General features: G+C 59.1%; 18 protein-coding genes. All 18 read right to left on the minus strand.

The genetic code is table 11. The features are described 5' to 3' along the window. Nucleotides 1-66 precede the first annotated feature (66 nt). Nucleotides 67-1,086 carry a flagellar motor switch protein FliG gene (gene fliG / locus ACSSU5_RS03200; protein ID WP_027593031.1) on the minus strand — a complete coding sequence of 340 codons (1,020 nt, stop codon included), beginning with the start codon at nt 1,084-1,086 and terminating at the stop codon, nt 67-69. Beyond that, entirely contained in the window at nt 1,079-2,857 is a 1,779-nt protein-coding gene (fliF, locus tag ACSSU5_RS03205) for a flagellar basal-body MS-ring/collar protein FliF (RefSeq protein WP_264312186.1), read from the minus strand. Before fliF ends, fliG begins: the two co-directional genes overlap by 8 nt. A gap of 15 nt (nt 2,858-2,872) precedes the next feature. Continuing rightward, nucleotides 2,873-3,205, minus strand: coding sequence for a flagellar hook-basal body complex protein FliE (fliE, locus tag ACSSU5_RS03210; protein WP_264312185.1), 333 nt, complete (start codon nt 3,203-3,205; stop codon nt 2,873-2,875). 168 nt (nt 3,206-3,373) lie between these two features. Beyond that, on the minus strand, nt 3,374-4,738 hold the full coding sequence (locus tag ACSSU5_RS03215) for a sigma-54-dependent transcriptional regulator (protein WP_492560585.1): 1,365 nt from the start codon (nt 4,736-4,738) through the stop codon (nt 3,374-3,376). Beyond that, a complete protein-coding gene (locus tag ACSSU5_RS03220; RefSeq protein WP_492560586.1) occupies nt 4,738-5,955 on the minus strand; it encodes a sensor histidine kinase in 1,218 nt (405 codons plus the stop codon). The genes ACSSU5_RS03215 and ACSSU5_RS03220 overlap by 1 nt, the downstream gene beginning before the upstream one ends. Before the next feature lie 162 nt (nt 5,956-6,117). Further along, a complete protein-coding gene (gene fleQ, locus ACSSU5_RS03225) occupies nt 6,118-7,593 on the minus strand; it encodes a transcriptional regulator FleQ (RefSeq protein ID WP_264312182.1) in 1,476 nt (491 codons plus the stop codon). 168 nt (nt 7,594-7,761) lie between these two features. Next, a complete protein-coding gene (gene fliT / locus ACSSU5_RS03230; RefSeq protein WP_492560587.1) occupies nt 7,762-8,058 on the minus strand; it encodes a flagellar protein FliT in 297 nt (98 codons plus the stop codon). 9 nt (nt 8,059-8,067) lie between these two features. After that, complete coding sequence (gene fliS / locus ACSSU5_RS03235; RefSeq protein WP_492560588.1) at nt 8,068-8,466, minus strand: flagellar export chaperone FliS; 399 nt, start codon at nt 8,464-8,466, stop codon at nt 8,068-8,070. 137 nt (nt 8,467-8,603) lie between these two features. Beyond that, nucleotides 8,604-10,019: a flagellar filament capping protein FliD gene (fliD, locus tag ACSSU5_RS03240; RefSeq protein ID WP_492560589.1), complete on the minus strand. Its 1,416-nt coding sequence runs from the start codon at nt 10,017-10,019 to the stop codon at nt 8,604-8,606. Nucleotides 10,020-10,098: 79 nt separating this feature from the next. Continuing rightward, nucleotides 10,099-10,455: a flagellar protein FlaG gene (locus tag ACSSU5_RS03245; protein ID WP_264312178.1), complete on the minus strand. Its 357-nt coding sequence runs from the start codon at nt 10,453-10,455 to the stop codon at nt 10,099-10,101. A gap of 72 nt (nt 10,456-10,527) precedes the next feature. Next, a complete protein-coding gene (locus ACSSU5_RS03250) occupies nt 10,528-11,400 on the minus strand; it encodes a flagellin domain-containing protein (RefSeq protein WP_492560590.1) in 873 nt (290 codons plus the stop codon). A gap of 315 nt (nt 11,401-11,715) precedes the next feature. Further along, nucleotides 11,716-12,651: a ketoacyl-ACP synthase III gene (locus ACSSU5_RS03255; protein ID WP_492560591.1), complete on the minus strand. Its 936-nt coding sequence runs from the start codon at nt 12,649-12,651 to the stop codon at nt 11,716-11,718. A 187-nt stretch (nt 12,652-12,838) separates the two neighbouring features. Beyond that, the gene (locus ACSSU5_RS03260; protein ID WP_492560592.1) at nt 12,839-13,642 is read right to left on the minus strand and encodes a class I SAM-dependent methyltransferase; all 804 of its coding nucleotides are present in this window, start codon (nt 13,640-13,642) and stop codon (nt 12,839-12,841) included. A gap of 179 nt (nt 13,643-13,821) precedes the next feature. Further along, the gene (locus ACSSU5_RS03265) at nt 13,822-14,775 is read right to left on the minus strand and encodes an NAD-dependent epimerase/dehydratase family protein (protein ID WP_492560593.1); all 954 of its coding nucleotides are present in this window, start codon (nt 14,773-14,775) and stop codon (nt 13,822-13,824) included. Continuing rightward, nucleotides 14,775-15,905 (minus strand): FkbM family methyltransferase, encoded by a 1,131-nt coding sequence (locus tag ACSSU5_RS03270; protein WP_492560594.1) that lies wholly within the window; start codon nt 15,903-15,905, stop codon nt 14,775-14,777. Before ACSSU5_RS03270 ends, ACSSU5_RS03265 begins: the two co-directional genes overlap by 1 nt. A gap of 13 nt (nt 15,906-15,918) precedes the next feature. Further along, the gene (locus tag ACSSU5_RS03275) at nt 15,919-17,742 is read right to left on the minus strand and encodes a thiamine pyrophosphate-binding protein (protein WP_492560595.1); all 1,824 of its coding nucleotides are present in this window, start codon (nt 17,740-17,742) and stop codon (nt 15,919-15,921) included. Between the two features lie 2 nt (nt 17,743-17,744). Beyond that, nucleotides 17,745-18,854 (minus strand): N-acetylneuraminate synthase family protein, encoded by a 1,110-nt coding sequence (locus tag ACSSU5_RS03280; RefSeq protein WP_492560596.1) that lies wholly within the window; start codon nt 18,852-18,854, stop codon nt 17,745-17,747. A gap of 154 nt (nt 18,855-19,008) precedes the next feature. Next, nucleotides 19,009-22,437, minus strand: coding sequence for a glycosyltransferase (locus ACSSU5_RS03285; protein WP_492560597.1), 3,429 nt, complete (start codon nt 22,435-22,437; stop codon nt 19,009-19,011). Nucleotides 22,438-22,493: the final 56 nt, after the last annotated feature.

The following is a 22,493-nucleotide window of genomic DNA, read 5'->3' on the forward strand; positions in this document are numbered from 1 at the left end:
TGTTCGACAGGTAGACGGGCTTGGCCCCTGTGGGAGCGGGCCAGTAGCACTCTGCAGAGCTGCGGCTTAAATCATTTCCTCGGCGCCCTTGCCACCGAGCACGATCTCGCCGGCCTCGGCCATGCGTCGGGCGATGGTGAGGATTTCTTTCTGCGCCGTTTCCACGTCGCTGACCCGCACCGGCCCCTTGGCTTCCAAGTCGTCGCGCAGCAGCTCGGAGGCACGCTTGGACATGTTCTTGAAGATCTTGTCCTTGACCCGCTCGTCAGCGCCCTTGAGCGACACCACCAGCACGTCCGAAGACACTTCGCGCAGCAGCGCCTGGATACCGCGGTCGTCGACATCGGCCAGGTTGTTGAAGACGAACATCAAGTCTTCGATCTGCTCCGACAGGTCGTTGTCAACTTCGCGGATCGAGTCCATCAACGCACCTTCCACGGAGCTATCGAGGAAGTTCATGATGTCGGCGGCACGCTTGATGCCACCCAAGGTGGTACGCGCGGCATTGGAGTTGCCCGAGAACTGCTTCTCGAGAATCTGGTTCAGCTCTTTGAGCGCCGCAGGCTGCACGGTGTTGAGCGACGACACGCGCAGGATGATGTCCAGGCGCACTTTGTGGTCGAAGTTGCTCAGCACTTCACCGGCCTGGTCAGGGTCCAGGTAGGCCACCACGATGGCCTGGATCTGCGGGTGCTCGTAGCGGATCACATCGGCCACGGCACGCGGCTCCATCCACTTGAGGCTGTCCAGGCCGCTGGTGTTGCCGCCCAGCAGGATGCGGTCGATCAGGCCGTTGGCCTTGTCCTCGCCCAGGGCCTGGTTGAGCATCTTGCGGATATAACCGTCGGACCCCACACCCAGACTGGTCTGATCGCCGACGATGTCGACAAACTCGCTCATCACCTGCTCGACCTGGTCGCGGTGCACGTTGCCCATCTGCGCCATGGCCACGCCCACCCGCTGCACTTCCTTGGGCCCCATGTGCCGCAGTACCTGGGCAGCATCGGTCTCGCCCAGCGAGAGCAACAGGATCGCCGCTTTGTCGACGCGGCTCAGCTTGGCGGTAACGGCTCGGTTATCACTCATCGGCGTTGATCCAGTCTTTCACAACCTGGGCCACGCGGCCCGGGTCTTCGGCCACCAGGCCTTTGATTGCGTTGAGCTGCGCCTCGTAACCCTCGCTCGGGCTTGGCAACAGAATGCTTGTCGGGCCACCCAGACTGACGCGGTCGTTGGCCAGTTCGCCATCCAGACCGATCATGCCGCCCAGCTCCATGTCGCTGTCCGAGGCAGCCTGCTTGCCACCCCCGGTAATGTTGTTGAGCACCGGGCGCAGCACGCCGAACACCAGCACCAGGATGAACACCACGCCCAGCACTTGCTTGACGATGTCCCAGAACCACGGCTGCTGATAGAAGGCGATGTCGGCGATCTCTTCGCCACGGTCGGCGGCAAACGGCACGTTGATCACCGTCACGCTGTCGCCACGGCTGGCATCGAAGCCGACCGCGTCCTGCACCAGGCGGGTAAAGCGCGCCAGGTCCTCGGCAGCCCATGGGGCCCGCGTGCTCTCGCCGCTGGTGGGGTCGATCTTAAGCTGGTCGTCGACCACCACCGCCACCGACAGGCGGGTCATGCGGCCCTGTTGCTGACGGGTGTGGCTGATGGAGCGGTCCAGTTCGAAGTTCTTGGTGCTCTGCTGACGTTTGTCTGACGGGTACGGCGCGAGCATCGGCTGGCCGCTGGCCGGGTCCATGATCTGTTGGCCGTTGGCATCCACCAGGGGCTGGCCGGGCTGGATGGCGGCGGCCGGGGTGGCGGCAGCGCCGGTGGTTTGCGGCGCGGACGCAGCACCGGGTGGCTGGTTGCTCAGCGCGCCCGGCACGCCTTGCGGGCCCTGGCTGCTGGCGCGCTGCTCATCGACCGACTGCTCGCTGCGCAGCGCCGGCTGGTCTGGGTTGAACTGCTCGGAGGTCGATTCGACCGCACTGAAGTCCAGGTCGGCGGACACTTCAGCCTTGTAGCGATCGTTACCCAACACCGGTTGCAGGATGTTATGCACGCGCTGGGTGAGCATGCTTTCCATGCGCCGGCTGTAGTCGAACTGCTTGCCCGCCATGGTCAGGGCAGTGTCCTGCAACTGCTCGGACAGCAGGTTGCCCTTCTGGTCGACCACGGTAACCTGCGACTTGTCCAACTCCGGCACGCTGGCGGCGACCAGGTTGACGATCGCCATCACCTGCCCGGCTTCCAATGCGCGGCCAGGGTACAACTCGACCAGTACCGAGGCACTGGGCTTGCGTTCGTCACGCACGAACACCGAACTTTTCGGGATCGCCAGGTGCACCCGTGCACCCTTGACGTTGTTTACGCTGGACACCGTACGCGCCAGTTCGCCCTCCAGGCTGCGGCGGTAACGGGTCGCCTCCATGAACTGGCTGGTGCCCAGGCCCTGCTCCTTGTCGAGCAACTCGAAACCGACGTTGCCATCGCTCGGTGCCACGCCTGCGGCCGCAAGCTTCAGGCGCGCACGGGAGAGGTCGTCGGCCTTGACCAGCAGAGCGCCGGAATTGGGCTCGACGTTGTAGGGGATGTCTGCGGCGGCCAGGGTTTCCATGACCTGCTTGGTGTCCATGCCCGACAGGCTGCCGTACAGCGGCCGGTAGTCCGGCTGCTGCGACCACAGCACCACGGCGAAGCCGATCGCCACGCTTGCCGCCAACCCGACCATGAGGCCGACCTGACGCAGCATGGGCATCTGCGAGATGTTTTCCAGAAACGCCATGCCGAACAGCGGCGGCTTGGCCGCTGGCTGGCCGCTCTTGGCGGGGGCGTTATCGACGACTGCTTCAGCCATGGGTTACGTCCGTCCTCAAACCGGCATCTGCATGATGTCTTGGTACGCCTGGACCAGCTTGTTGCGTACCTGGGTGAGTGCCTGCATGGAGACGCTGGCCTTTTGCGAAGCGATCATCACGTCGGTCAGATCGACGCCACTCTTGCCGATCTCGAAGGCATTGGCCAACTGAGTCGAGGCTTGTTGCGTATCACTCACTTTACCGATGGCCTGGCCGAGCATGTCGGCAAAGCTGCTCTGGCCCGGCGCCAGCTCAGGGGCGGCGGACACTTTGGGCAGCGACATGGCATCGGCCTGCATGGCCCGCATGTCCAGCATCAGACGATTGAATTCAACACCTTGGCTCATGACCTTCTCTCTCCGGCGGCCGCATTTTTTTGACACTCATGCGGCGGATAGCTCGTGTAAAGCAACAAAGGTGCCAGCCTTGCCACCCCTTCTGATTTGACGCGCCTTTGTGGGAGCGGCCTCGTGGCGCGAATGGGCCGCACCGACATAACACGCACCTGCGGCTTATCAGCCGAAGAGGCTGGCCTCGACATCGAACCCGGCGTCGCGCATCTGCGCCAGCTTGTAACGCAGGGTGCGCGGGCTGATGCCCAGGCGCTCGGCAGCTTCCTTGCGGCGGCCGCGCTCGGCGCGCAAGGTGTCGATGATCATCTGGTACTCATGGCGGCGCATGTCATCACCCAGGGCACTGGCCTCAGCGGCCACCTCGGCCGTAGAAGGCGCCGCACCAGCTGACAATGGAATGGCGCCTGCCAGACAGAAATCTGCCGCCTCGATCACCCCGCCCTGCTGCAGGATCAGCGCCCGCTGCAAGGCGCTGTCCAGTTCGCGCACGTTACCCGGCCAGGCATGCGACTGCAGGCAGGCCTGCGCCTGGGCAGACAAACGCACCGGCGCGTGTTTCATCTTGGCAACGTGACGGGCCAGCAAGCGTTCGGCCAACTGCAGGATGTCGCCGGTCCGCTCGCGCAGCGGGCGCCAGGCCAGGGGGAACACCGACAGTCGGTAATACAGGTCTTCACGAAAGCGCCCAGCCGCTACTTCGCCAGCCAGATCGCGGTTGGTGGTGGCCAACACACGAATGTCCAAGCTGATCGGCTTACGCCCACCCACCCGCTCCACCTCACGTTCCTGCAGCACCCGCAACAGCTTGGCCTGCAGACCCAGAGGCATCTCGGAAATCTCGTCGAGCAACAAGGTGCCACCCTCGGCCTGCTCGAACTTGCCGACCTGGGCCGCGATAGCGCCGGTGAAGGCGCCTTTCTCGTGACCGAACAGGGTGGCTTCGAGCATGTTGTCGGGGATGGCGGCGCAGTTGATCGCCACAAAGGGCTGGGCTGCCCGCAGCGATTGCTGATGAATGTAGCGTGCCAGCACTTCCTTGCCGGTGCCCGACTCGCCAGAGATCAACACGGTCGAGTCGCTGCGCGCCACCCGCGCCGCCAGCTCCAGCAACTGTCGGCTGGCTGGCTCGCAGGCCACCGGCCCCTCCTCGTCCGCCGCGCTCACACGCCCGGCGGCGTGGCGCTCCACCAGGCTCAGCAATGCCTTGGGCTCGAAGGGCTTGACCAGGTAATCGGCAGCGCCCTGTCGCATCGCCTCCACGGCACGCTCGACTGCGGCATGCGCCGTCATCAGCAGCACCGGCAGTTGCGGCTGCTGGCGGCGCAATTGCGCCAGCAGCTGATGCCCATCCATGCCGGGCATGTTCACGTCACTGACCACCAGGCTGAACGCCTCGGCCAGCACCGCCTCCAGCGCCTCTTCGGCACTGCCCACGGCGCGGTAGGCAAAACCGCCGATTTCCAGAGTGTCGCCAAGCGCCTGGCGCAATACGCGGTCATCTTCGACCAGCAGCACCTTGATCGCCATCAGCCCGCCTCCGCCAGTTGCCCATCGATCAGCGGCAGCTCCACCCGCACGCAGGTCCCGCGCCCAACCTTCGAGCGCACACTGAGGGTGCCCTGGTGCGCGCGCACCACGGCCTTGACCACGGCCAGGCCCAGCCCAGTGCCAGTGGCCTTGGTGGTCAAGAATGGCTCGCCCAGGCGACTCAGTAAATCGACGTCGATACCGCTGCCGGCATCACTCACGCACAGGTGCAACACCTGCTCGCGACGGAACACGTGCACCTTGAGCCGGGCCGGTTCTTCGCAGGCTTGCAGGGCATTCTCGATCAGGTTGAGCAAGGCGCCGACCAGGGTGTCGCGGTTGCACAGCAGCTCGCCCAGGTGGCTGTCGCACTGCCAACGCACGGCATGCCCTTGCACGTGCGACTGTGCCGCCTGCTGCAGGGCCTGGAACAATGCTTTTGGGGTCACACGATCGCCCAGCGGCAGCTCGCCGCGGGCGAACACCAACATGTCGCGCACCTGGTGCTCCAGCTCGTGCAGGCGCTCTTTCAAGGTGCCGGCGAAGCGCTGCCGGGTTTCAGCGCTCAAGTCTTGCTCGCTATCGGCCAGGTGGCTGGCGTAGAGCATGGCTGCCGACAGTGGCGTGCGGATCTGATGGGCCAGCGAGGCGACCATGCGCCCCAAGGACGACAAGCGCTCGTGACGCGCCAGCTGGTCTTGCAGGCGACGGGTTTCGGTCAGGTCGTTGAGCAGCACCAACTGGCCGGGCTCGGCATCCAGCGAACGGGTAGCGATAGACAGGCGGCGACCGTCACGCAGCGACACCTCGTGACCGTCATCCTTGCGCGGGGCGAAGCTGCGGGCAATTACCTGGCGCCACAGCTCACCGATCAGCGGCTCGCCGAGCAGCTCGCAGGCGGCCGGGTTGGCTTCACGCACCCTGCCCTGGCCATCAATCACGATCACCCCGCCGGGCAACAGGTCCAGCAGGTTCTGCAGGCGGTTGGCCAGGCGTTCCTTTTCGTTCAGTTCATCCATGCGCTGGGCGCTGACCACAGCCAGCTCGCCCTTGAGCTCGCTGACGCGGGCCTCGAGCAGGCTGTACGACTGGCTTAGCTGGCTGGAGACCTGATTGAACAAGGCGAAAGCCTGCTCGACACCCTGTCGGCTTTCCTGCTCGACCTGGGTATGCCCCTGCAGATCGGGGGCTCGGGAAACGTGGGCGGCCTGGGGCATCGTGCTCTCTCGCGTGGCTGACCGTCATAAAAACGGTGTGGTGCCAGCGATGTAGCAATAGCCGTGCCGGAGATGGGGTTTTATTGCTGGCCTTGAGGTATTGGGTGCCTGGGAGATCGAGCGCGACACAAAACTAAAGCCCTACACCCCGCAGGCAACACCTCAATCCTCCGCCTGCTCCTCGCCACCCTGACGGCTCATGCCGTACTTGCGCATCTTCTCGACCAGGGTGGTGCGACGGATACGCAAACGTTCAGCCGCGCGCGCAACGATACCGTTGGCATCGTCCAGCGCCTGCTGGATCAGGCCCTGCTCCAGGCTGCCCAGGTAGTCCTTGAGATCAAGGCCTTCAGGCGGCAGCATAGCCGGGCTGGCGAAGTTCGGCGCATGGCCGTTGATGGCGACGCGCTCTTCGAGATCACTGCGCAGGTGGTCGACCATCTGCTCGTCTTCATCATCGACGTAGCGGAATTTCTTCGGCAGTTCGGACACACCGATCACCCCGTACGGGTGCATGATCGCCATACGCTCGACCAGGTTGGCCAGCTCGCGCACGTTGCCCGGCCAGCCATGCCGACACAGCGACATGATCGAGGCAGAGTTGAAACGGATGGAACCACGCTTCTCGTGCTCCATGCGCGAGATCAGCTCGTTCATCAGCAACGGGATGTCTTCCACCCGCTCACGCAGGGGCGCCATTTCAATGGGGAAGACGTTCAGGCGATAGTACAGGTCTTCGCGGAAGCTCCCATCCTCGATCATGCTTTCGAGGTTTTTGTGGGTCGCGGCGATGATGCGCACATCGATACTCTGAGTCTTGTTGCTACCAACCCGCTCGAAAGTGCGCTCCTGCAACACGCGCAACAGCTTGACCTGCATCGGCAGCGGCATGTCGCCGATCTCGTCGAGGAACAGAGTGCCGCCGTTGGCCAACTCGAAACGCCCGGCACGGCTGGTGATGGCACCGGTAAAGGCCCCCTTCTCATGACCGAACAGTTCGCTTTCCAGCAGCTCAGCCGGAATCGCGCCGCAGTTGACCGGCACGAAGGGCGCATCACGGCGCTTGGAGTGGTAGTGCAGGTTGCGCGCCACCACCTCTTTGCCGGTGCCCGACTCGCCGAGGATCAACACGCTGGCATCGGTGTCCGCCACCTGCTGCATCATCTGCCGCACATGCTGAATGGCGCGGCTGGTGCCGACCAGGCTGCGGAACAGGTTTGGCTCGCGCTGGCGCCCGCGCTCGCGTGCCTGGTCGTACATCTCGCGATAGACCTGGGCACGGTGCAGCGAATCGAGCAACTGGCTGTAGCTCGGCGGCATTTCGAGGTTGGAAAGGACCCGACGGCGAAGCTCTTCCGGGAACTCCGCAGAAGAATTTTCACCCAAAAGCAGCACTGGAAGGAACTCATCCCACCCAGCCACTGTCTTAACGAGCCCAAGGAGATTACCCGGAGCATCCACAGCACCGACAAGCACGCACAGCACTTCCCGGCTCGAAGACAACGATTCCACCGCCTGCCGCCAGTCTTGGCTCGAGCACGCGAGGTTTTCTTCGCCTAGAAAATTCAGGACCACCGCCAGATCGCGGCGGCGAGCGCTGTCGTCATCGATCAGAAGAATCTTGGTTTCACGCCACATGCAATAGCAACTTCCCTAGTCATATCGGCGCCCTTTGGGGCGTGCTCGACATCATTCCGACTGAACGGTCAGCGTTCGGACGTACGAAATTCGAAAACAGCCACTAGTAAAGTCAAAAAACACCATCCAGTCAAATTAATGACGCATGGTTTTTTGCAAGATCTGTGGTCACGAGAACAGATGGTATACCTTTGCGGCGTTTTTCGCCTGACGGATTTTCGTCATTTCATCGACCATTGATTGACGCTCGTCACTTGCGACCTCAATTAATTGCCGATAAACGCCCAGCAACTGCTCCAGGCTGCCACGCACCTCGGCCTCATTTTCACGGGCTTCGGCCAGTACATCATCGACACACAAGCGGCATTCGAGGTCGAGCTCGCCGACTGCATTCCAGTCGCGCGAGGCCAGTGCAGACACCAGCGCCTCACGGGTCTGCTCGATACGCTCGATCACCTCGCTCATACCGCTCTCCTAGACTGCTTCGGGTTGCTGATCGGCAATCGCATCCCAACCTTCCTTGACAGTGATCAGCAAACGCGCCACTTCATCAATAATTGCCGGGTCGCCCTTGGCATTTGCCTCGATCAGGCGACGGCTCATATAGGTATAGAGGCTGTCGAGGTCGCTCAGGGTGTCGGCATGATTCTCCAGGTCCAACCCTTCACGCAGCCCGCCGATGATATCGATGGCCTTACCGATCAGAATGCCCCTCTGCGCCACATCCTTGCGGGCGATAGCACCCTTGGCCTGCGCCAGACGATCCAGGCCGCCTTGCATGAGCATCTGTACCAGGCGGTGCGGGCTGGCCTCGGAAGTCTGCGCCACGCTGTTTACTTTCTGGTACTGACGAAGGGCCAACATCGGATTCATGGTCTACCTCGTTGCTGCGGTAAAGGTTGCGTATACCCGGTTTATCGGTGGCCCGTCAAAAAACTTTAGCGGCAACCCCCAGCAAAAAGCCCGGCACACCTAGGGCGTGGCCGGGCTTTTCGACTGGCATGTGCCAATCAGGACTTCTTGGCTTGAGCGTTGATCGCTTCGAAGATCGAGGTAATCTGGTCCGACTGCGCCTTCATCTTGCCCAGCGCGGTATCCAGGGCTACGTATTTTCGGGTCAACGACTCGGTCAAGGAGCTGGTACGGCGATCAAGCGCGGCCTGCTGGTCCGTAAGGTTCTTGGCCGCCTTATCCAGGCTGGCCTTCCGATTGGCCAAGCTACCATCCGTCCCATTGTAAGGATCAATGGCCTTGTTCATACGCTCGAAGACACCATTGGTGCCCGTGAACAGCTCTTGCACCTCGGCCCCCAGCTTCTTGTCGTCCAGCGCCGCCGTGAACTTGGTGCTATTGAACTCCAGGGTACCGTCTTTCTGGGTATTGATCCCGAGCTGCCCCAAGGTTGTCAATTGATTCCCGGAACCAACCTCGGCAAGCACCTTGCGAATATCACCGAGCAACGAACGAGTGGTCGGGTCATTGGTCAAGGAGCCCAACACTAGGTTGTCATCTTTATCACGTTCGGTCGCCGTGAGGGACGTAATTGCCTTTTGCAAAGTGTTATAAGCGTCGACAAAAGACTGCACCGAGGTTTTCAGGCCGTCATTGTTGGGCGCTACAGTGACCTTGGCAGCCGTTACCGTCTCGCTCAACAATTCCAGACTCAAGCCACTGACCGCGTCCGTGAGCTTATTGGTAGCGCTGGTGACCTTCAGGCCGTCGATGGTCAGCTCCGCATCATGGGCCACACCCGCAATATGGCCAGCACCGTTATCGCTTTCCGCCATAGACTGGGTGCCATCAATGATCAACTCAGGAATCCCTGACAAACTCAGGTCCGACCCCTTCCCCGTGACAGTGGACGACAACACCAGGCGTGCACCGCCCTCGCCATTGACGATGTTGGCGCTAATACCATTAGCCCCCATTTCCTTGTTGATCTGGTCGCGAACGCTTTGCAACGTGGAATCCGGACCGATATCGAGCGTATAGGCTTTACCACCCTTCGCGGGGTCGCCCTGCCCAATAGTCAGCACACCCTTGCTAATCGCTGTGCTGGCACCCCCGACAAATTGCTGACTGGCCACCTTTGAACCCGCGGCCAGCTTGGTCACCTGAATGTCATAACTACCGGCCACTGCAGTATTACCGGAGGTCACCTTCACTGCCTTGTCATTGGATGAAGTGGCCGCATACGCATTGAATGCAGGCGCACTCGTATCATTGAGCTTCTTCATGGCATTCTGGAACGCCGTAAGCGCACTGCGCAGCGCACCGACACCCGAAATCATCGCACTGTTATTGCTGGTCTGCCGGGTGATCTGCGCCTGCTTCGCAGCGGTGTCGGACTGGACCAACGCCGTGACGATTTCAGTAATTTTAAGACCAGAACCCAGGCCAGTAGAGGGAAGAATCGGGCTTGCCATGAAGTTTTCCTCTCGTTACAGCGTCAGCCCCACTACCTGCAAGTGCTGACGTGATTACATCCTTGGTGTTCGCCGCCGATCAAGCCTTGGCGTCGAACAGAATACTGTTGACATCGCTCAGGCTGTGGGCGATCCGCAGGGCCTCTTCGGAGGGTATCTGGCGAATCAGCTCTCCACTGTCACTGGCGATGACCTTGACTACAATCTTGCCGGACTCCTCGTCGGTGGAGAACTGCAGATTTCGTCGAGTTTCGCTCAAAAACTTTTCGATCTCGGCAACGGCGCTTTTAACATCGTCAACGCCTTGAACCTTCACCGGGTCGTCTTTCTTGCTATCAGCAGAAACCCCTATCGACTTGGCAATCGGCTTGTCGGCAAGCTGCTCCGCCGTTCGCGCTGACTGATAAGACAGGTTCAACTTGAGGTTCATGTCCATCTCTGCCACCTCGCAATGAAAAAGCGGGGAAGTGCCACATGGGCACTCCCCCGCTAATGACTGTCAGGCAGATTAGCCCAGCAGCTTCAGAACTGCCGATGGCAGCTGGTTGGCCTGGGCCAGAACCGAGGTCGACGCTTGCTGCAGAGTCTGCTGCTTGGTCAGCTGGGCAGTTTCAGCAGCGAAGTCGGTGTCCTGTACGCGGCCACGGGCCGCTTCGGCGTTTTCGTTGATGTTTTGCAGGTTGTTGATGGTGCTGGTCAGACGGTTCTGGGCAGCACCCAGATCAGCACGAGTGCTGTTGATGTTCTGCAGCGCGTCATCAATACCGGTGATCACTTTTTGGAACAGTGCGTCGTAGTCAGAAGCAGCCATGCCAGTGCCAGTCATGGCAATGCTCGAGTTGGTACCCAGAGCAGACAGAACACCGCTAGAGGTGCTGTCAACAGCTGCGCTCAGGGTAATCGAGATCTGGTTACCGCTACCGCCGTTGGAACCCACCTGGAAGGTCATGGTCCCGGCAGCGCCGCTCAGCAGCTTTTTACCGTTCAGCTCGGTGCTGTCAGCAACACGGTTGATTTCCTTCAGCATCGACTGGAACTCGCCGTTCAGCGCGTCACGGTCCTTGAAGCTGTTGTTGTCGTTTCGTGCTTGCAGTGCCAGTTCACGCATACGCTGCAGCATGTTGGTCTGCTCTTGCATCGCACCTTCAGCAGTCTGGGCGATGGAGATACCGTCGTTGGCGTTTTTGATCGCCATGGTCTGACCACGAATCTGCGAAGTCATGCGGGTTGCGATCTGCAGGCCGGCGGCGTCGTCTTTGGCGCTGTTGATTTTCAGGCCGGAGGACAGACGGGTCATCGAGGTGGCCAGTGCGTCGGAAGCACGGTTCAGGTTCTTCTGAACGCCCAGAGAGGTGGTGTTGGTGGTAACAGTCAAAGCCATGACGAATTCCTCGTTGGAGTGTGTACTACGGCTTCCGGCCTTGGCAATTCGCCGGGTGTGGCACAGAGAACCTTCGTAATAGTTATCGTCGTCAGGCCGGGTTGCTTTAGCGGATTTTTAAAAAAAATTAATGGCATCCTGCCAGCCCAATGAAATCAAGGTTTTGACGCCAAGATTTCGACTACGACCTAGCCCTGGGCGCCCCTTCCTTTATGGAGGGAGGAGCACCTCCACGAAGGGGCTGGCACGTTCAAAAAAGACCCAAACAAAAACGCCGCCCGGGAGTCGGCGGCGTTTGTTTATTGGTAAAAACTGTCAGTCACGACGCTCAATGATTGCCGAGCCCCACGACAACCCCACGCCAAAGCCGCTCAACGCAATGCGCTTGTGCTGCGAGCCAAGCACATGCTTCTCCAGCAGCAGCGGAATGCTCGACGACACGGTATTACCGGTCTCAACCATGTCTTTGACGAACTTCTGTTTGTGCTCGCCGTCTTTGAAACGCTGCGACACTGCATCGACGATCGCAGCACTACCTTGGTGCAGGCAATACAAATCGATGTCATCGGCCTGCAACTGGCTGGCTTCGAGTAGCTCCTGCAGGTGTGCCGGGACTTTGACCAAGGCAAAGTTGTATACCTGACGGCCATTCATGAAGAACTTGCCGTCGGTCGTACGCAGATGCTCGGCGCCCGCACCATCACTGCCGAAAAGCGATTTGCCGAGCTGCCAGGTGGCATCCTCGCCCATCCAGGTCGCGGTGGCGGCATCACCGAACAACATGGTGGTATTGCGATCCTCAGGATCGACGATCTTCGAATACGGGTCAGCAGTAAGCAACAAGCCGTTTTTCAGCCCGGCAGCCTCCATGAAGCCTTTCATGGCATAAATGCCATAGACATAGCCGGAGCACCCCAGGGAAATATCGAAGGCGGCAATTGCTGTCGGTAGGCCAAGCTTATGCTGGACGATGGCAGCAGTGTGCGGCAGGCCTTCAGCATCCCCGTTCTGGGTCACGACAATGACAATGTCGACGGATGCCGGGTCAAATGAAGGATTAGCAGCAAACAGATTCTTTGCGGCCTCGACACACAGATCGGAGGTTTCCTGCTCAGCACCCTTGCGCGGCAAGAAGGTGGAGCCGATCTTGCCGAAAATGAAATCCTGATCTTTGCCAAATTTCGCACCCTGGGCATAGTTGTCGACACCCTCGACAGGTACGTAACTGGCGATGTTTTTTATGCCAATCATTGTGGCTTCCCGGTAGACATGGCGGATATTGCGGGATCAGGCCTATGACAGACCTAGCCAGGCGCGTCGACGTGGCTGCCCGCTGACTCAATAGATTAGAGATGCGCGTTTCGACTGCCAAGTCACGGTTATACGACCAAAGCGTTGCAAGCCGCAACGCCATGGCTGCCTTTCCTACCCAAGGCCATCAACCCACTGGCTGCGTTTTTTTCACGATAGCTTGCAGGATATAGGACGCCGACCCTCGTCGCGCATCGCCATCAATAGGGGTTGACTGCACATTAAGAACACTGAACCCACCAGCATCGAGGAGGTTGTTGAGCGCCGCAACCGAGAAAAAGTTGATGTGTTCATGCCAATGCCGCTTCTGCTCAGGCGAGACCTCACGATTTCCCACCATCAATGCCTCATGCGGAAGCTCGATATAGAGCAATGTGTCATCTTGCATGCAATGGCGCATCTGCGCGAGGGTTTCCGCTGGATAGGGCACATGCTCCAGGACGTGCCGACAGACGACCAGGTCATAGGCGCGGTCGCGCATATCGCCCATGGAGACACGCCGAGTGCCAGGCACGGTGGGCTTGTTACTTATATCGAAAATATCGATCGAATAGCCGTCACCTTTGAATGGCGTATTGGTCCCGTCCCCTCCTCCCCAATCTAGAATATGCTCCGGCGTACTGTATTGAAGGATGTATGACCTGGTGATTTCCAGCAGCCCACTCGGGGCGTTCAGCACCTTGTTGCGCTCCCTGAACCCCGGCTCGTAATGCTCACGGAGCGCTTCATAGGCCTTGCCATAATACCCCTCGTACAAACGCTCCATTTCTTGATCCGAGAAGCGGATATCCAGAAACAAAAACTCGCAATGCGCGCAATGAAGGGTACTGCACACACAATATGCCATTCCTTGCGCGATGGTATTCAAGCCCCAGGTGTCGTCGATGGCCGCAGGCGGCCACCCCAGTGCCCGATGCGATACAAAAGGCATGAGGACAGCCGGAGACCTCTGCAACTGTGCTCCTCCACAGCACACGCATCGCGTGGCAACTCGCTCACGTTCCAGTGAGGATACGTCTCTTATCATCGATAGATACCTGGCACATCGAGAATGTTGGAATGTTTCAGCCTTCGCCATTATTACCATCTGCGCACCCGCTTCATGCGCTTCTAATCCACCGCATCCTTGATCGACTGAGCCAGGGTGTACTGCAATCGCAACCCTAGCTCCAAGCGCGCTTTGGAGATCTGCGGCACATAGCGATTTCGAAAACTCCCCGCCGCCGCCCCTGCCGAGGCAATCAGCACCGGCTTGTGTGGCGAGAGTGTATCGCGCACTAAATAAGCGAGGTCACGGACGGTGATGGCCTGGTCCGAACCAACATTGTAAGCGTTACCGGCCCGCCCCTTGCGTAACAGTACATCCAGCCAGCGGGCCAGGTCGCGCTGGTCCATGTACGAGCGCACAGGCGTACCATCGCCGCTGACAGTAATAGCAGGCGCTTCGAGGGCATCACGAATGAAATTGCCAATCGCGAAGTGCACGTGACGCGGCAAGTCGCGACCCACGAAAGCGAAGCAACGGGCAATCAAAACCTCAATACCGAACTGCTGCTGGTACAGCATGCAAAGGTGCTCGGCACAGCGCTTGGCGACACTATAGGCATGCGCCGCCTCTAACGGATCGGGCATGCCATGGTAATGCTCGGGGATCTGTTCCAACTCCGGCGCCTGTGGGCCGTAGACACCACCAGAACTGGTCATCAAAAAACGCGGAATCTGATTTGCCGCCGCGTACTCCAGCAAATGGCGAGTGCCATCGACAATCTGGGTGTAGCGTTGCAACGGGCTGAGTTGCGGCCCTGCCGTGGAATCGGCTGCGGCGTGCAACACATGCGTGAAATCGCCGCCCTCAGGTAAAGACGCAGGGTCCAGAATGTCACCACGATGCAGGCGCAGCCATGGCTGGCCATCGAATTCTGGGAATTGCGCCAGAAAAACTTCGGGATATCGACTCAATACGGTGACTGACGGCCTTGGCGAGCCAGTATCACCTCCAGCGGTCCAGTAGCGTAACAGCGCTTTGCCAAAGAACCCGGTCCCCCCCGTCAATAACAGATTCATCAGACTGGCACGGCGTAAAGGACGGAGTCGAAGGTATTCATACCATGCTGTCGAATATGGAATCTGTAGTTCGAGCACATCTCGAACAGCAGTTCGGGCAGCGCCCAAACGTCTTCCGGATTATGGTACAGCGACACGACCAGAACCGGACGACTACGTCGAATAAGTTGCTCCGCCCCTCGCAACACCTGCACCTCGGCGCCCTCCACATCAAGCTTGATGAGATCGACTGGCACGCAGGGCAGCAGTTGATCCAGCGCAACCGCTGCAATTGATACCCCCACACCCTGCTGACTAATGGAACAGGCTTCGCCCTGCCCCGCATTGAAAGTCAAGATGCTATAGGCCTCAGCAGCCGCCATTGGCAAGCAGATTGCCGGGGTGCCCTTTTGTGCCACTTGCTGAACCAGGCGAGCAAAATTCTCTGGATCGGGCTCTAGCAGGAACGCCAGCTTGCAAGAAATCTCGGGCCATGCAATCAGCTCTTCATAGCTGTCGCCGTCATAGGCGCCACAATCCACGTAGGTTATGTCACGCCCCTGTAAAGCAGGCAAAGTCAACTCATTGATGTACCTGGTCTCGGGTGACAAGAAACTCGAATATTCCGTATCCAGGCCAAGCCGGAAAGCGCACATCCGATACAGGATTTTCCTGCTCTCATCGTCCGCCAACGCGTCGGCCACGCGCCCGATTCGCTCCATCGCCCCCAGCAAGACTGAACGCGCGCCCAGCCAAAAGCGCCACCCCAGGGCTTGCGAAAACTGCTCATAAAGCATCCAAGGCATCAAGGGGGGCGCGAAGCCGGCACTGGCGATAAGGCTCAACAACTCGTCGTACGGTGTATCACGGTTGAAAATACCGAGCGCCAGTTGTGCCTCAGGGCACTTCTGGGACAACGATTGCCAATCCCATACCGGCAATCCAAGTGCTGTAGCCACCCGAGGCGACGTTTCTACAAACCCCGCGACTACAATACCTTGCTGCTTCATTGCAGCGGCAAGACTACGGCCGAAATTCCCAGCTCCAAAAATCCACAGCGGTCGGTTCACGTCAATGCGAATTGGCACGGCATCGCGCACCCGATCACGCAGTGCAGTGAAATCTTCAGAGCGGTAGGTCTTGTCAGCCATCGCCGTTGCATCCTCAGTCTTTTTCGATATAGGGAATGGCGCGTATCGCCAGCGCTTCGCCACGAATCTGCGCCATCGTTGCCGGGTCCAGAAACGGGTGCATATCGTCAAGCTCCGGCGTCACAAACGCACCCTGAGCATCGACCCGCGACTTGATACGCGGAACGAACTCCTGGCGGGGATCGACGTGCAGGTCGATCAACAACGGCCCATCACCTTCGAGCAGCGCGTCGAGTTTCGCCAGGTCGCCCTCAGTCGCAATACTCTCAGCACGCAGACCATAAGCCCTGGCCACGGCCGTAAAGTCAGGGAACTCCACGCCTGATTCCGGCGTGGCACCGATAACACGCCCGAAGAAGTTCTCGTGCGTCTGCCAAATGGACAGATATCCGCGATTGTTGAGCACGATCACGATCACATTGACGCCGAGGGTTTTAAGGGTCTGCAGTTCCTGGATGTTCATCTGCAAGCTGCCATCTCCGGCAAAGCAGATCACGCGCCGGGAACCTTCAGCTTGAGCGGCCGTTGCCGCGCCAATAGCCGCCGGCAAGTCGTAACCCATCGAGGCAGAACCCGAGTTACTGAACAAACGCTGATCTTTCTGCAATGCCCCTACTTGGAACGGCAGAATGCAGGCAGAGGCATTACCACACACAACGATGTCATCTGGACGTATCTGCGCGAAAATACGCTCGACCATCACATATGGATTGAGCGCAGCACCTGTTTTTTGAGTGTGCTCTGCCGACGCCGGATAGGTGCGCCCGATCTGCTGACACCATTGCACCCAAGGCGTGAAACTCTGCAGGGTTGCTTTCGCCAACTCTTGCTCCAGTACATCCAGGAACTCCGACACGTCGGCGACAACGCCAAAGTCAGGCCGGACGGTGGGCTTATTAAGCTCGGCGGCATCGACGTCGACCTGTGCCACCCAGGCATGCTTGGCAAACGCCTGCCAGTTATAGCTGGCCTGCCGGACATTCAAGCGCGACCCCAGTACCAGCACGAAATCGGCGGTTTGCACGCAGAAGTTGCCAGCGCGGGTGCCAATAGTGCCTGGGCGACCCGCAAACAAGGGATGATCAGAAGCGATCAGGTCATGCGTCCAGGCGGTTGCGAGGGGAATACCATAACGCTCCACCAGCGCCAGAAGCCGCTTCTCGGTACGCGAAAGGCGTACTCCAGTGCCCCCCAGAATCAATGGGCGGTGGGACTGCAACAGTTTGCCCACGATGTCCCGGCATGCAACGCGCAAACCTTCGGAAGCACAAGGCTGAACCCGTAGCGGCGCTGGGATGTCGATGGTCGCCTTCGATTGCTGAATATCCAGCGGAATGTCGAGCCACACCGGCCCCGGGCGGCCGCCTACAGCCTGCGCGTAGGCCTCGGGCAACATCACCTCAACATCTTTCTCCGAGCGTACGATTTGCGCGTACTTGCAGATCGCACTGGCCATTGCGATCGTCGGCCCTTCTTGGTCACCCAGTTGGCGCAGGCCCGGCACATCCTGGAAATCGATACAGGTCTCTCGTTTGACCTGTCCGGAAATCACGATCATCGGTATGGAGTCTGTGAAGGCACCGTGCACGCCATTGAACGCATTGATCGAGCCTGGACCTGTGGTCAGCATCACCACTGCCGGTTTACCGGTAATGCGTGCGTACCCTTCGGCAGCCATGGCACAAGCCTGCTCATGATGCATGAAGGTGCAACGCAACTGCTCGTGCCCACCCAGTGCCTGGTTGAGGAACATGGCGCCGCCACCAGTAACACTGAAAACCTGCTCGACACCTTCGCGCACCAGCCACTGCGCGATTTGCTGAGAAACAGTCGGCATAATCAAATCCCTCGCCCCTGAATCAAACTCTTCAAAGCAGGCGTTTCACTGTAAGGTCCGTCGATATGGTCAATGGTCAAACGCTCGTTCGCCTTGATCGGCCGCAGCAACTTCTCGCCATTCATTACTTCCCGGCACGACAGCTGCCCCTTGTGCAAGGGGATGGCAAGATAAAAATCTTTCTCAAATTCATCTCGACTCAGTACATAACCCGGCTCCAGATCCCGCAGCGCGTAAGCGCCGCGCACCAGCGCATTGAGGTACTCGGTTTCCTTACGCGAAATGATGCGCCGAGAGCCGCTAACACCCCCGCACATTTCCTTGGCCTTATGGAAAGCCTTGTACCAAGTATCACACTGCTCGGGCAGCGAGCAGTAGTTGGACACCGGTACCTCTTCATATTGAATGTCGATGTGTCGCTCCCAGGTACGAACGCCTTTACCGTAGGAAATCAACATGGACGAGTGCCAGTCATGGTACTCATGCGTGGACAAACCGATGACATGGTCTGGGTAGCGATTGCGCAGGTAGTCGATCTGGTCTAGCTGAAGTTCGTCGTCTTCGCTGGGGTAAAGCGAAACACAATGGTTGATAGACAGCGGAATGTCGCGCTTCTCAAAATAGCGGACGACATCGTCAAGGTCCTTTTCCGACGCGCCGCCGGTCGAGATAATGGTGGGGCGACGGGTAGATGCAACTTTCTCGATTAGCGGCCAATCGTTCATATCGGAACTGGCAATCTTGATAATCGGCATATCGAATTCGACACACAGGTCAACAGACGCTTCGTCGAATGGCGTGGCCATGGGAATGCAGCTCAGATTCCTGATCTCTTCCACCATCCGGGTGAATTCGGCCTTGCTTAACCGAGTGTCCTCGGTTTTTTTGACGTAGCGTAGCGCGGAGGTACCTTTGAAATCAGGATGAATGAATTCATCCACATCACGAAACTGCAGCTTGATGGCAGCCTTGACGTTATTGAAACGGGCAATCGCGCCGTGGTCACGGACGATTTTCAGCCCACGTTCGAGCCTGCCCCAATGGTTGTTGGCGAGTTCCAGAACAAACAGGTTTTCAAATAAATCTTTGTCACGCTGGCTAATGGTTTTCACTGAATACTCCCCTATTTGCCGTTGCTCGATTGAAAGAGGCGCCAGGGCATGCTTTACCGGGACGGCCCACTTCTACTTGTCGAGCCGCTGCTGAAAGCGCAAGGCGGCCCGTCGTGTGCTTCATGGATGTTCGCTGTCGATGCTCGCGCAGTCCTTAATCAGGAAGCCACGCGTTGAGCCACTGCTGTATATGGCGATCATCCTGTGTGTGCTGGGCCAAGACCAATTCACGCACGGCATCTGCCCCCTTCACGCTTGCCTCAAGCTCGGCGAGGTGCATCTGAATCGCGCCCACCCAATCCCTTGTGGTGTTCATGACTCTTGTCACAGGCAATTCCCGATAGGCCGGCACGTCACTGCAAACAACGGGGTAACCGCAAGCGGCATATTCCAATACCCGCACATTGCTCATGCATTCGTTGAACAGGCCACCGCCCAAGGGGGCTAACGCCAGATCAAGGCGAAGCGACGCAAGTTTTTGCGGGTACTCATCGAATGGCACTTGTTCATGCAGCTCACTGAGATAGGGGCGAATCTGCTGCGGGCAATCGCCCAAGCACACCCAATCCACATCGGCATGCAAGGCCTGGATAACCTCCAGCATCAGCGCGTGCAGGCTTGCGTCGAATGAGCCTTCGACCCAACCCACTCGCCGACGTTGGCCTGCGTTTCGGCGAATCTCCAACGAGCCCCAGTGCGCAGGGTGTAAACGCTCAGGTATTAACCGTATATCCGGGCTCAAGCCCCTCAGCGCTTCAGCCAAGGCCTCAGTGGGCACCACCAGACGATCCACCAGCCCTGCAAAACGGTGCAATGCAAACTCTGCATCCTCACACCGCCCCCCTTGAAGCCAGATTCCCACAGGCGAGCTCGCCAAGCAGGCGTCAACTTCGGCCACTCTGAATGCCCGGGTGAACTGGGCATTACGGCGCAACGATTCGACCTGTGCCTCGGTTGCGGGCGGCCGCATCACCCAGGTATCCGGCTTAAGCCGCTCCAGTTCAGCTGGCAGATAGGGGCGTAGACCCAGGCGGACATCAGCAAGCTCAGCGATGCGCATAGACAATGCGGGGTTAATTATCCGGTTGCGGCCGCTGGCCTCCAGATCGCCCGGCATTGCCAGCACTACAGGCAAGGGACGCCAAGGCAAGAGACTGCTGGTCAGGCCTGGATCTGTCTCAAGCTCGAAACCTCTCCCCTGCAGAGACAGGTTGCGGTTGTAAGCAGGATCGCGGGCAATGAGGGGCAACCACTTGAAATACAGCGCATCCTGCTCCGCCTCAAGCGCGTAGGTTGGCCCGTTCTTGGCACCGCGCCCCTCGCACATGACGACCGCATGGGGTGTCCAAACCGTAAGATAACCGGCATGCCCGGCCTTCAGGCAAAGATCGATACTTGCGCCGGCCCCTTGCACCTGGGGCATACCCATCCCCCCCAAGGCTTCGTATAGCGCTCGGCGAATCATGAGGCAGGCACCGGACACAGCACTGAAGTTTTGATCCAGCTCCAGGCGCCTCATGCACCCGTCGTCAGCCACGCCTGAAAATGCCGTGCCAGCGGGTCCATTCAAGCCCAGAATCTGACCTGCCTGCTCAACCATTCCATTGGGGTGCATCAACTTGGCGCCGACGATTCCCACTTCCGGACGCTGCCCATGATTGAGCAAGGCATCCAACCAGTCGCTCTGCACAATGACGGTATCGTCGTGCAGCAATACCAGATATTCACCGAGCGCATGCTGGGCTGCCAGATTGCTGGCAGAAGCGTAATCACGTGCGGATGAGTTACTCAGCACTCTTATCTGCCGGCTCTCCTGCGCAACAAGACCATCGAGCCATGTGCGGGTGGCCAGATCGCTGCTGCCATCGCCCACCAGGAGAATCTCGTAATGGGGATAGGTGGTGATTCCCATCAAAGAATTAATGCAACGACGCAACGGCTCGAATCGCTCCCCGATTGGGACCACCACTGAAACCAGTGGCTTGTCGAGGTGGCCGTAAACGATACGGTGGATGCCTGGCAGGTGCATCTGCACCTGCGCCTGTCCATACCCCCGCCGATGCAGATGCTGGAGCAGCACCGCCTGCTCCTGAGGACTGTGCGCAGGCTCAGCCATAGGCGTGATACACACGGGCTCACTGACATGCGCCAACCCGTCCAGCCCATCGGCCTCTTCGATCAGCCGCAACAGCAAGCCAACCTCTGCCGCGCCCTTGCTCTCAGGCGCGAAGCCTCCCGCATTGAGGAATACATCGCGGCGATAGAACCAATGACGGGCCATCTGCGCAGGTTGGGCAAGGAACATGTCCAGGTTGAAATCCGGCCGCAAGAGAGCCTGCTGTGCCCCCCCGGGGATTGAGACCAGCTCATCCGCGTAGACCGCTCGGACATTGCCTGCGTCAAGTAATTCAAGTGCGAGCATCAACAGCCCAAACGGTGTAAACGTCGTGCCGGCGCTCACAAAGCAAAGCCACTGACCCTCTGCTTGCCGTTCGACCATCTGATTGAGGGTGACGAGCTCACCATCGGCTGGAAGGTGAATGTGGATATGCTGATAAATTTGCTCCCGCAGGCTTTGTCGCGTTGCCTCAATCGCCGCGGGCAGTCCATCCGGGACAATGATGAAGTCAAAGTGCGGCAAGTCATGTTGCCGCGCTTCAAGACGACGAGCGATCAACGCCACTTGTGTATCTGTGGGGCAACGTTGCCGCAACCACTGACCAATACCGTGACTCTCTTGCTGATGCCCCGCCTGACCCTCATTATTCCCAGACGCCCCGTCTCGTTGCTGAGTGATATACGGCATCGCCTGGGTTAGCTCGATAAATCTGCCCAATTGCCCCCAAAATCGATTCTGTAGGTCCGTATACCTTTCTTGGACGATGGCCAGGCCACTCCTGGCCTGCTCAATCGCCTCTGGCGCATCTTCGAACGCCAGTCCATGCGTCCCGAACTCCCCAACACCGAGCGGCGTACCATCGAAGAAGGGGGATTTCAGTACAACGGCGGGGCAACCACACAACATGGCTTCCAAAGCTGTGGCCGTGGAAGAAAAGCAATAGATGCCCTCGCTTCGCCGAAAAAGTTCGGCCATTTCCCGCGGGGTAGCCGGCCACGCATGGGTGATGACGGTGCACTTCGCAGCCAGATCTGGATGCTCCTTGAGAGCGTCCGCATGCCGGCCTGGGTAAATCAACCAACCCTTGCGATGCTTGTCATAGGGGTTGGCGAGGTTGTTGAACAGCGAAGTATCGATCGGAGGCAGGAACAGTATCCGCTCGGCGCTTTCACCCTCGGGCAACAGATGCTGGCCGTAGGCAAAGATCATTTCCGAATCCGCGAACTCCGTATCACTGCCAATCAGCCCTGGTATGTTCAAAAGATAACGCACGACCGATCGTGCTTTAATCGGGTTACCCGGGACCACCTCCGGATACACCACGATAGGCTCGCGCCCTGCTTGCTCATGCTGAAACTTGAGCTCATCCGTCAGTAAAGGCGTGTGCCACATCGGGTTGGTAACGGCGGGGGCCAGGTAGGCGTCCTGGCCGCAGCGATTGAGCAGATGACAAAGCATGTGCATGACCCGGACGCCTGCCGAGTTCTGACGGTAATCCGGCGCGAATATGTAATAAGGGC

It is taken from the genome of Pseudomonas sp. E1MeOHC2 (assembly GCF_058745025.1).